This is a genomic window from Bradyrhizobium sp. MI1.10, assembly GCF_055811035.1.
Genome location: NZ_JBVVPN010000032.1, coordinates 17,907 through 28,693 on the forward strand (window position 1 = coordinate 17,907; position 10,787 = coordinate 28,693).

The 10,787-nt window shown below is 62.6% G+C and carries 12 protein-coding genes; 9 read left to right on the forward strand and 3 right to left on the reverse strand.

Going from position 1 to position 10,787, the window contains the following annotated elements; translation table 11 throughout:
• Positions 1-4: 4 nt before the first annotated feature.
• The 3 genes from AC0L3K_RS28340 to AC0L3K_RS28350 all read right to left on the reverse strand — a co-directional run bounded on the left by AC0L3K_RS28340 (position 5) and on the right by AC0L3K_RS28350 (position 3,717).
• Positions 5-1,006, reverse strand: coding sequence for an NAD-dependent epimerase/dehydratase family protein (locus AC0L3K_RS28340; RefSeq protein WP_007602964.1), 1,002 nt, complete (start codon positions 1,004-1,006; stop codon positions 5-7).
• 27 nt (positions 1,007-1,033) lie between these two features.
• Positions 1,034-2,605, reverse strand: a complete 1,572-nt coding sequence (locus tag AC0L3K_RS28345; RefSeq protein WP_007602965.1) for a PfkB family carbohydrate kinase — start codon at positions 2,603-2,605, stop codon at positions 1,034-1,036.
• An 83-nt stretch (positions 2,606-2,688) separates the two neighbouring features.
• Positions 2,689-3,717 (reverse strand): SDR family oxidoreductase, encoded by a 1,029-nt coding sequence (locus AC0L3K_RS28350; protein ID WP_007602976.1) that lies wholly within the window; start codon positions 3,715-3,717, stop codon positions 2,689-2,691.
• 162 nt (positions 3,718-3,879) lie between these two features.
• On the opposite strand from AC0L3K_RS28350, the gene AC0L3K_RS28355 reads away from it, so the two are divergent.
• The 9 genes from AC0L3K_RS28355 to rplL all read left to right on the forward strand — a co-directional run bounded on the left by AC0L3K_RS28355 (position 3,880) and on the right by rplL (position 10,758).
• The gene (locus AC0L3K_RS28355; RefSeq protein ID WP_007602979.1) at positions 3,880-4,467 is read left to right on the forward strand and encodes an SIS domain-containing protein; all 588 of its coding nucleotides are present in this window, start codon (positions 3,880-3,882) and stop codon (positions 4,465-4,467) included.
• Between the two features lie 76 nt (positions 4,468-4,543).
• Positions 4,544-5,812 carry a class I SAM-dependent methyltransferase gene (locus AC0L3K_RS28360; protein ID WP_007602982.1) on the forward strand — a complete coding sequence of 423 codons (1,269 nt, stop codon included), beginning with the start codon at positions 4,544-4,546 and terminating at the stop codon, positions 5,810-5,812.
• Positions 5,813-6,188: 376 nt separating this feature from the next.
• Positions 6,189-6,380, forward strand: a complete 192-nt coding sequence (gene secE / locus AC0L3K_RS28365) for a preprotein translocase subunit SecE (protein WP_007602984.1) — start codon at positions 6,189-6,191, stop codon at positions 6,378-6,380.
• On the forward strand, positions 6,380-6,934 hold the full coding sequence (gene nusG, locus AC0L3K_RS28370; RefSeq protein WP_007602985.1) for a transcription termination/antitermination protein NusG: 555 nt from the start codon (positions 6,380-6,382) through the stop codon (positions 6,932-6,934). Before secE ends, nusG begins: the two co-directional genes overlap by 1 nt.
• 130 nt (positions 6,935-7,064) lie before the next feature.
• Positions 7,065-7,493 carry a 50S ribosomal protein L11 gene (gene rplK / locus AC0L3K_RS28375; RefSeq protein ID WP_007602986.1) on the forward strand — a complete coding sequence of 143 codons (429 nt, stop codon included), beginning with the start codon at positions 7,065-7,067 and terminating at the stop codon, positions 7,491-7,493.
• 6 nt (positions 7,494-7,499) lie between these two features.
• The gene (gene rplA, locus AC0L3K_RS28380; protein ID WP_007602988.1) at positions 7,500-8,192 is read left to right on the forward strand and encodes a 50S ribosomal protein L1; all 693 of its coding nucleotides are present in this window, start codon (positions 7,500-7,502) and stop codon (positions 8,190-8,192) included.
• Positions 8,193-8,282: 90 nt separating this feature from the next.
• On the forward strand, positions 8,283-9,230 hold the full coding sequence (locus AC0L3K_RS28385) for a 2-hydroxyacid dehydrogenase (protein ID WP_473254770.1): 948 nt from the start codon (positions 8,283-8,285) through the stop codon (positions 9,228-9,230).
• A gap of 577 nt (positions 9,231-9,807) precedes the next feature.
• The gene (gene rplJ / locus AC0L3K_RS28390) at positions 9,808-10,326 is read left to right on the forward strand and encodes a 50S ribosomal protein L10 (RefSeq protein ID WP_035995742.1); all 519 of its coding nucleotides are present in this window, start codon (positions 9,808-9,810) and stop codon (positions 10,324-10,326) included.
• 54 nt (positions 10,327-10,380) lie between these two features.
• Positions 10,381-10,758: a 50S ribosomal protein L7/L12 gene (rplL, locus tag AC0L3K_RS28395; RefSeq protein ID WP_007602994.1), complete on the forward strand. Its 378-nt coding sequence runs from the start codon at positions 10,381-10,383 to the stop codon at positions 10,756-10,758.
• Positions 10,759-10,787: the final 29 nt, after the last annotated feature.

Genomic DNA, 10,787 nt, shown 5'->3' on the forward strand with positions numbered 1-10,787 from the left:
CCGCTCACTTCAGGCTGATGTTCTGCATCATCTTGATGTTGAAGTACCGGGGGTCGTTAAGCGAGTTCGGCAGGTGGCCCGCCTTGAAAGCGTCAACGAGGCCGGACACGGCCTGCTCGATCGTATGGGACGGCGCAAAGCCGAGCTCGCGCCGGATCTTCTCCGAAGAAACGTGGTAGGAGCGGAGATCGTCGGTCGGCTCGACGACGACATCGACATTGCTGCCGACCACCGACTTGACGATGTCGGCGATCTTCATCAGCGAGTGGTTCTCGTAGCCGATATTGTACGTCTTGCCGTCGATCTTTGCGTCATCCAGCTGGAGCAGGAACAGATAAGCGGCTGACATGTCCTGGATGTGCAAATTGGGCCGGCGCTGCGTTCCGCCGAACACGCGGATGCGGCCGGTGTTAACCGCGAGATTAGTCAGGATGTTGACGACGACGTCGAGCCGCTGTCGCGGTGCGTAGCCGCAGACGGTGGCGGGGCGAACCGTGCAGGCGACGAACCCGGACGCGGCCTCGTCGGCTAGGTCGGTCTCGCACATCGCCTTGAACTTCGAGTAGTCCGTGAGCGGCTCGCAGGACAGGTCCTCGGTCACCTCGGCTTCGTCCTTGATTCCGTAGACGCTGGACGAGGAGGCATAGATGAAGCGCTTGATGCCAGCCTTCTTGGCGGCGCGCACCATCGGCCGGAAGCAGTCGTAGTTGATGGACTTGCCGAGCCCCGGGTCCAGCTCGAACGACGGGTCGTTGGAGATGCAGGCGAGGTGGATTACGGCGTTGTTGCCGCGCAGGGCCTCGTTGATCGCGGCTTCGTCACGGATGTCACCCTTGATCAGGCGCAAATTGGGATTGTCGCGGACGGCATCGAACACGTCCTCGCCATACATGAACAGGTCGAGCACGGTGACCTTGTGGCCCGCAGCGAGCAACTGGGGAACCAGCACGCTACCGACATAGCCGGCACCACCGGTGACCATCACATTCCATTTTCGACCAATCACTGTCGTTCTCCAGTATCTGCCGTCGCGCTACTTCAACAGCGCGGTGACGAACTTGACCAGCGGCACCTTTTCGACCGAGCTGCGGTGGCCGACGATCCCGACCTTGATCGCGCCGGCTGCGTTCCCGATGAAGGCGACGTCCTCGATATTGCCGCCGGCGGCAACCAGCGGCGCGGTGATCGTTAGGAAGGCGTCGCCCGCGCCGACGGTATCGACGACGGTCTTGGTGAAGGCGGGGACGCGCGTGACGCCGGTTTTCGACGAGAAGGGGTAGCAGCCGAAGGAGCCGTGCGTGATGATCATGTTGTCGCAGTCGATCTTGCCGTGCAAGCCGGCCTCGATCACGGACGCGATGTCGCTGAACTTGTCGCTTGCAGCCAGACGCGCCTCCGGCGCGTCGATGCAGATGTAGTCGGCCCGCGGATACCTCGTGATCAGGTTGTAGCCGTGATTGCCGCTGTTGCTCTGGGCATTGACCGCCAGGAATCTGGAGTTGGCGATCAGGGTGTCGATCGTGCTCGACGCGATCATGCCGTGACCGAAATCGGTGGCGATCACCACGTCCGCGCCACGGACGCGCTCCGTCGTGATACGGTCGATCTCCTTCCGATCGGCCTCGTCGAGCGGCGTGTCGTCCATGGTGTAGACTTCGAAGAGCTTGTGCAGATATCCGAGCTCGACGTACCGCGATTTGCGGGTCGTCGGACGGCCCTGAAGGCGGATCGGCGTCAACGTGACGTTCGGGCGGACATGCGCCCGAATGAACTCCTCAGGGTAGTCGTTGCCACCAAGCGTCGTGACGACCTCCACCGACTTGCAGAAGCTCGCGACATGGTTCGCCGCGGCAATGACGCCGCCCGCAAATTGCTCGCCGCTCTTGAACAGCGTGGCGACGATGTTTTCCTTCGAGGCCTTTCCGAGCGCCGTGACGTACTGGTATTCGTCGATGATGGTGTCGCCGACCAGCACGACGTGCATGTCCTGCACCTTGTCGATCAGCTTCAGCAGGCGATCGGCGCCGCCACCTTCACGGACTTTTTGCAGGTAGTCGCGGAGGGGAGGATCGTAGATGTCGAAATACCGGTTCACCAGCGACGAGGAGCTGAATGTCACGTCGCGCGTGAACACGATGCGCCCGCCGTGACGCTCGACGGCGTCGCGCTCGGTCCGGATCTTGCCGGTTACGTCGTCTTCGGGGTTTTCATAGTCAGACCCCTTCACATAGATGTCCGGCCGCACCGTATCCAGGATCGGCTCGGCGCTGGAAGTGTGATTGATGCCGACCCAATCGACGGTCGCGAGCGAGGCCAGCATCTCGGCCCGCATGTTTTCGGGGAAGATCGGCCGACCGGGTCCCTTGTTGACGTAACGGTCGGCGGTGATCGTGACCATGACGACGTCGCCGTCGTTGCGCGCCGCCTGGATGTGTCTGATATGGCCGAGATGCACGAGGTCGAAGACGCCATGGCAGAGTGCAACCTTCCGGCCCCGCGCTTGCGCGGAGCGCGCGATCTCGCCCAGTTCCTCGATTGTCCTGATCTTTTCGTGCTCCGCCAGTTGGTCGTTCAACGCGGGATTGTCGGTCGGAATATAGCCCATGTGAATTACCTAAAGCGCCGGCCGGCCTCAGCCGGGCGGCCCGGAATTGATCGATTCGCGGCAACGATACCCGGCGAACCTGTTCACTGGCTTGCCTTCTGCGGCGCGCCGGATGGCGCGTCGTTGTTGTCTGCGAGATATTTGAACCAGTCCTTCGTGGCGTCCGCGATCTTGTCCACTGTCCACAGGGGAGCGTCCTTGTACTGATCCATCGAATTCAGCATCGTCGCGACCCCGTCCTCAAATCTTACCTTCGGCGTCCATTTCAGGATCCGCTTGATCTTGGTGATGTCGGCATAGGTGCAATCGGGCTCGCCGGGACGCTTGGGAATGTGGACCTTGTCGCCGCCGAGAAGCTCAACCAGCCGGTTGACACTGTAGGTGTTGTCGGAGCCGACGTTGAAAATCTCGTTCGAGACCTCGGAGCGCGCGGCGGTCACGAAAGCATCGGCGACATCGCTGACGAAGGTGAAGTCGCGGGTCTGTTCGCCATCGCCGACCACCGTGAAGGGCTTGCCGGCGAGCTTCTGCGCCATGAACACGCCGAACACGGCGCCGTAGGTGCCCGTGGTGCGATGGCGCGGCCCGTACACGTTGAACAGGCGCAGCGCGACCGCGGGCAGCTTGTAGACCTGGCACCAGTGCATGACGCACTGCTCGCCGAGATTCTTGGTGAGGGCATAAGGATACATCGGTCGGATCTCAGCGCTCTCCGGCGTCGGATAGACATCGGGAATTCCGTAGCAGGAGGACGACGCAGCATAAACGAAGCGGCTGACGCCGGCCTGCCGGGCAGCCTCGAGAACGTTGATCGTGCCGTCGACATTGGCGCGGTGATACGGGATCGGGGACTCGATCGAGGGGACGATGTCGGCCAGCGCGGCGAGATGAAACACCCAGTCGATGCCGTCGAAATGCGGCTTGATCGATTCGAGTTCGGTGACGTCGGCCCGCACGATCTTCAGTCGACCAGAATCGACACGCGAGGCCAGATTTTCGGGGCGTCCGATCACGAAATTGTCGAGCGCGACGACCTCATGGTCGTCGTCGAGGAGGCGGTCGACGAGGTGACTGCCGATGAAGCCCGCGCCACCGGTAACGATGCATTTCATAGGAACATCCGTGATGCGAATGCCCAGCGAAACAGGCCCGCCAATGTTGAGTGAAGGTGGAAACCGAATCGGCTGTTGGTCGACTTCGATGGTAATATAGCTTTGCAATCGCTGGTGATAGCCGGTATCAGGGGCGCCATGTTGCCGTCGAGCTGCCAACCCATGCCTGTGGAGCCCATCAATCCCGATCACAAGGCCTTCCTCGACGATTATGTGGGGCGCCTCCATCGCGCGACGGCGGTTGACGACGGGGTTTTCGCCAGGATTTCCGCCACCCGCACGGCTTGGTTGCGCGCGCGCGAGCAGGGCGGCCGAGTCATCTTCATCGGCAATGGAGGCTCGGCCGGCATCGCCTCCCATCTCGCGATCGATCTGGCGAAGAACGCATCGGTGCCCGCACTCTGCTTCAGCGATGCCAGCATGATGTCGTGTCTTGCCAATGATTACGGTTTCGAGCACTGGCTTGCGCATGCTGTGCGGCTGAGCGCCCGCGCCTGCGATTGCCTCGTCGCGATCAGCTCGTCGGGACGCTCGAAGAATATTCTCAATGCGGTCGCGCAGGCGCGGGCGATGAAGCTCGATGTGATCACGCTGTCGGGCATGAACGCCGAGAATCCGCTGCGCAATCTCGGCGACGTCAATTATTACGTCGACAGCCGCAGCTACAACATCGTCGAGACCACGCATCAGTTCTGGATGATGGCCGCGATCGACCTCATCATCGGTGGCGCGGAATATCCGGCGTCCTGAGGCGGTGCCGTCGATCTGATCACCACGGGGTGAGATTGCCTCACCCGCTCGCATGTCTCCGTTTTACGGTCCTACGATGAAAAACCTGTTTTACGTCCGCCATACCTGCCGCCTCTGTCATTCGGACAAGCAAGAGCTTGTCGTCCCGATGGCGGGCATGCCCATCGGCACCCCGAACTTCCAGGTGCCGGATGCAAGCGCCGACGATTCTGTCTTTCGGGCCGCGGTGCCGATGGCGCTGCACCTGTGCGCAGACTGCGGCCACCTGCAGATTCTCCACGTCGGCAATCCGGAGATCCAGTACCGCAACTACGTCTATACCACCTCGCTCTCGCTTGGCCTGCGGGAGCACTTCGCAGGCTATGCCAACGACGTCGTCAGCCGGTTCGCCGTCGCGCCGGGCTCGCTGGTCGTCGAGCTCGGCAGCAACGACGGATCGCTGCTCGGTTTCTTCAGGGAGCGCGGCATGCGGGTGCTGGGTGTCGATCCCGCCGTCGACATCGCGCGGCGTGCGACGGAAGCAGGAATCGAGACCATCGGCGATTTCTTCACCGATGCCATCGGTCGCCGCATCCTGCAAAGCCACGGCGCGGCCAGCGTCGTGATCGCCAACAACATGATCGCAAATGTCGACAATCTCGACCCGCTGGTGATCGGGGTTCGCGACGTGCTTGCGCCGGACGGGCTGTTCGTTTTCGAAACGCAGTATGGCCTCGACGTCACCGAGAAGAACCTTCTCGACACCGTCTATCACGAGCATCTGTCGTATTTTAACATCAAGCCGCTGACGCGCTTCTTCGCGCGGCTCGGCATGGAAGTGATCGACGTCCAGCACATCGAGACCAAGGGCGGCTCGATCCGGGTGACGGTGCAGCGTGCCGGCGGCGCGAAGAAGCCGTCCGCTGAGGTCGCGCGCTTCATCGCCGAGGAAGATCGGCTCGGCGTCGACCAGCCGGGCTACTATGTGCCCTATGCGAAGAGGATCGCCGCCATCCGCGACGAGTTGGTCGCGATGGCCGATGCCGCCCATGCGCGCGGTCAACTCGTGGCCGGCTACGGCGTCTCGGTCGGGACCACGACCCTGCTGCCGCAGTTCGGCCTGGAGAACAAGATCGACTTCCTGGTGGACGACGATCCCAAGAAGGCGAACGTGATGGCCGGCCCGGGATACGACATCCCCATCCTGCCGCCCGCCGCCCTTTACGAGCGCAAGCCAGCGTTCGTCGTCGTCTTCGCCTGGCGCTACGTGGACCCGATCCGGGCCAAGCATGCCGGCTATTTCGCCGAGGGCGGAAAGTTCGTTGTGCCGTTGCCGGGCATTTCGACGATCGACCGGGCCGACTGACCTTGAGGAGGCGCTAATGGGGCGGCAGATGACGGGCCCGGTGGTCTCGTCCTGCCAGGAACCGGCTGCGCCCCTTGGGACGGCGGATTGCAGGCGGCAGATAAGCCCTTGATTGGCCTGATCTCTGGTCGGTCGCCTGTGGAGGTCGTTTTGCTCGCGCCAGCCCTCCCTGTCTTGACCTTTGGCCCCATCCGCAGTAGATACCGCGCACTCGCAGCCGGCCCGTTAGACGCGGATCTCCGGCGCGGCTTTGAAATCCCCGAACAATCGAGCCCGGATTCCGGCTCATCCTTCGAGACAGAGGGCTGGGCCAACGGCGGCTGTTCGGATCCCTGAAATTCATTCGCGTCTGTCGACGGACGTTGGACATCAAACGATGGCAGTCAGCCCGTTCAAGTTCTTGCAGGAAGTGCGCTCGGAGACCGCCAAGGTCACCTGGCCGACCCGCCGCGAGACCACGATCACCACCATCATGGTGTTCGTCATGGTCGCCGTGGCCTCGATCTTCTTCTTCGCCGCCGACCAGATCATCCGCGTCCTCATCACCTTCCTTCTGGGCATTCACTGATGGCAACAGCAACGGCTCAATTGTCTGACAAGCGCTGGTACATCGTCCACGCCTATTCGAACTTCGAGAAGAAGGTCGCCGAATCGATCCGCGAGCAGGCCAAGCAGCGCGGGCTCGAGGAGCTGTTCGAGCTGGTGCTGGTTCCGACCGAGAAGGTCACGGAAGTGCGCCGCGGCCGCAAGATCGACGCCGAGCGCAAGTTCTTCCCGGGCTACGTGCTGGTGAAGATGAAGCTGACCGACGAGGCGTTTCATCTGATCAAGAATACGCCGAAGGTGACCGGCTTCCTCGGCGCGGAAAACAAGCCGATGCCGATCTCGGAAGCCGAGGCCATGCGCATCCTGCACCAGGTGCAGGAGGGCGTGGAACGGCCGAAGGCGTCGGTGTCGTTCGAAATCGGCGAGAACGTGCGTGTGGCCGATGGCCCGTTCGCCTCGTTCTCGGGTGTGGTCGAGGAAATCGACGAGGCGCGCTCGCGCGTGAAGGTCGCCGTGTCGATCTTCGGCCGCGCCACGCCGGTCGAACTGGAATTCGGTCAGGTCGAGAAGGTCTGATCGGGTAGGCGCGAGACTTCGGTCTCGCGCAACAAGAGGCCGTGGGAGGGAGAGGGTGGTTGCCAGCCGCATCTGACCCAGACCACGAACCTGAAACCGCCGGCCCAGGCCGGCCCAACAGGAGTGATACATGGCAAAGAAAGTGACCGGATACCTGAAGCTTCAGGTCCCGGCCGGTGCGGCGAATCCTTCGCCCCCGATCGGTCCCGCGCTCGGTCAGCGCGGTCTCAACATCATGGAGTTCTGCAAGGCGTTCAACGCCCAGACCCAGAAGGAAGAGAAGAATACTCCGATTCCCGTCGTGATCACGATCTACGCCGATCGTTCGTTCACGTTCGAGATGAAGACGCCGCCGATGTCCTTCTTCCTCAAACAGGCTGCCAAGATCCAGTCCGGCTCCAAGGCGCCGGGCCGTGACAAGGCCGGCGCGGTGACTAAGGCGCAGGTGCGCGAGATCGCCGAGAAAAAGATGAAGGATCTCAATTGCGACTCGATCGAGTCGGCCATGAAGATGGTCGAGGGCTCTGCCCGCTCGATGGGTCTGGAAGTGGCGGGGTAAGGGCTCATGGCAATCGGAAAACGTTTGAACAAAGCCCGCGAAGGTATTGATCGCGAAAAGCTTTACCCGCTCGCGGACGCCATCAAGATGGTCAAGGAACGCGCGAAAGCGAAGTTCGACGAGACCATCGAGGTCGCGATCAATCTCGGCGTCGATCCGCGTCACGCCGACCAGATGGTCCGCGGTGTCGTGACCCTGCCGAACGGCACCGGCCGTACGCTCCGCGTCGGCGTGTTCGCCCGCGGCGCCAAGGCTGACGAGGCCAAGGCTGCCGGAGCCGACGTCGTCGGCGCCGAGGACCTGGTCGAGAAGGTGCAGAACGGCACGATCGATTTCGACCGCTGTATCGCAACCCCCGACATGATGCCGCTGGTCGGCCGCCTTGGTAAGGTGCTCGGCCCGCGCGGCCTGATGCCGAACCCGAAGATCGGCACCGTGACCATGGACGTCACCGGCGCTGTGAAGGGCGCCAAGGGCGGCTCGGTCGAGTTCCGCGTCGAGAAGGCCGGCATCCTGCAGGCTGGCGTCGGCAAGGCCTCGTTCACCGAGGAAAAACTGGTCGAGAACATCAAGGCTCTGGCTGACGCTGTCTCCAAGGCCAAGCCGGCCGGTTCCAAGGGCACCTACATCCAGCGCGTTGCGGTGTCCTCATCGATGGGCCCCGGCGTGAAGGTCGAGCCGGGCACCATTCTCGGCTAAGGTTCGGAAACGACATGAGGCGAGGGGCGGAATTGGGCAACCGATTCCGCCCCTCGTCGTTTGTGACGGCGTTCACCGGAAACAAGAACAATGACTGACAAGGTCCTGATCTACTCGCGCTTTCCCAAGACGATGATGGCGCGCTTCGCCGAGCGGTTCGAGCTGCTCGACACCGGCGGCAAGCCTGCGCGCGAGGTGTTTTCCGCCGACGAGCTCGGCGGCATCCGCGCGGTGCTCACCGCGGGTGGCACGCCACTGGGTGCGGAGGCGATGGACCTGTTTCCGAAGCTCGGCGCCATCGTCTGCTACGGCACTGGCTATGACGGTGTTGACCTGAGGGCCGCTGTTGCCCGCAACATTGCGGTCGGACATAGCCCGGGCGCCAATGCGGCCTCGGTCGCCGACATCGCGATGACCCTGATGCTCGCGACGACGCGGCGAATCCTGGTTGCCGACCAGTACGTCCGCAGCGGCGATTGGGCCGCGTCAAAGCCCTCGCCGATGATGCGCCCGCAGGCCGGGATGCCGGGCCGCCGCATCGGCGTCTACGGCATGGGTGAGATCGGCCGCAAGATCGCAGCGCGCTGCGCATCCTTCGAGAGCGAAATCGGCTATTTCAGCCGCAGGAGGTACGATCTGCCCTATCAATATTTCCCGACGCTGGAGGCGCTCGCCGACTGGTGCAGCGTGCTGATGATCGCGGTCCGGGCAGGGGCCGAGACCCAGCATGCCGTCAGCGCCGATATCCTCAAGCGCCTCGGGGCGGACGGCTATGTCGTCAACATCTCCCGCGGCTCGGTGATCGACGAGAAAGCCCTGGTGGTGGCGCTCACCGAAAAGACCATCGCCGGCGCCGGTCTCGACGTCTACGACCAGGAACCGCACGCCCCGGACGCGCTGACGGCGCTCCCAAATGTCGTGTTCGCCCCCCATATCGGCGGCCACACCCTCGAATCGCACGTAGCCATGCAGAACTGCGTGCTGGCGAACCTGACCGCGTTTTTCGAAGGCAGGCCGCTGCCTTATGAGGTCAAATGAGCGGAAGCCGGCCCTTGTCGGCCATGGTTAAGCGCGAGCGGCAACGGATTGGAACTGGTGTGAATTTTGCTCTTGGCAAGCAGGCCCCGAGCGGTTAAAGAACCGCTTCCGGACGTGCCGGCCTCGGCTGGCGCGTTCGTGCACGCATTCCGAAAACAAGCGATGGAGATCATTCCTTTTCAGGACGTCCGTGAGGATTGGCTGGAAAAGGAGGGAAATTCGTCGGGTGTGGGATGCGGGCAGAGGTCAGGCGGTTCGCCGGCTGACCTTGTCCTGTCCAAGACTGCAGGCGCTCGCGGGGAATTTCGATTTCTCAACGGCTTAATCGCATGGCCTGCATAGACGGGTGAAGACCGGATTTCACTTCGTGGCCACCTTAGGGTCGGTTGCGGAATGGGTTTGGTTCGGACCTCGACACGCCGTGGGCCCTAACGGGCTCCCGGAGGGCAGGCTTTGAATTGTCGTCTTGCCCGGCGTGTCCGATGGGTTTGGCCCTGAGGTTCAGGTTTGGGCGGGACGATGGGTGCAACCCGGCGGTCCCGCTTTCGCGATGACCGCCAACCGGAAAGAGCTTGCTGTGGAACGAGCGGCAAAAAAGGAAGCGGTCGAACAGCTCAATGGGGTCTTCAAGACCACGAGCGTCGCGGTCGTTGCCCAATATTCCGGCCTGACCGTTGCCCAGATGCAGAAGCTGCGCATGCAGATGAAGCAGGCTGGCGCCTCGGTGAAGGTCTCGAAGAACCGTCTCGCCAAAATTGCTCTTGAAGGCACTGACGTCGTTGCCATCGGCCCCATGCTGAAGGGACCGACCGTGATCGCCACCTCGGACGATCCGGTAGCGGCGCCAAAGGTCGCCGTCGAATTCGCCAAGGCGAACGAAAAGTTCGTCATCATTGGCGGCTCGATGGGAAAGACCGTCCTGAATGTCGACGGCGTGAAGGCACTTGCCTCGCTGCCGTCGCTTGACGAACTGCGCGCCAAGATCGTCGGCCTGCTTGTGGCCCCGGCGACCAAGATCGCTCAGCTCGCCAACGCGCCCGCGGGCAAGCTCGCGCGCGTCATCCAGGCTTATGCCTCAAAGGGCGAAGCGGCCTGACGCCCTTCGCAAAACTCAAACCCGAACCAGACTTACATTCAAGGAAACTGAACAATGGCTGACCTGCAGAAGATCGTTGACGACCTCTCGAGCCTCACCGTGCTCGAAGCTGCCGAACTCGCGAAGCTCCTCGAAGAGAAGTGGGGCGTTTCGGCTGCCGCGGCTGTCGCCGTGGCCGGCCCGGCTGGTGGTGGCGCTGCCGCCGCTCCGGCCGAAGAGAAGACCGAGTTCACGGTCGTTCTTGCCGCCGCCGGCGACAAGAAGATCGAGGTCATCAAGGAAGTCCGCGCCATCACCGGCCTGGGCCTGAAGGAAGCAAAGGACCTCGTCGAGGGCGCGCCCAAGCCTGTCAAGGAAGGCGTGAACAAGGACGAAGCCGAGAAGCTCAAGGCCCAGCTCGAGAAGGCTGGCGCGAAGGTCGAGCTCAAGTAAGCAACGCTTACTGGCACGAGATCCCGGTG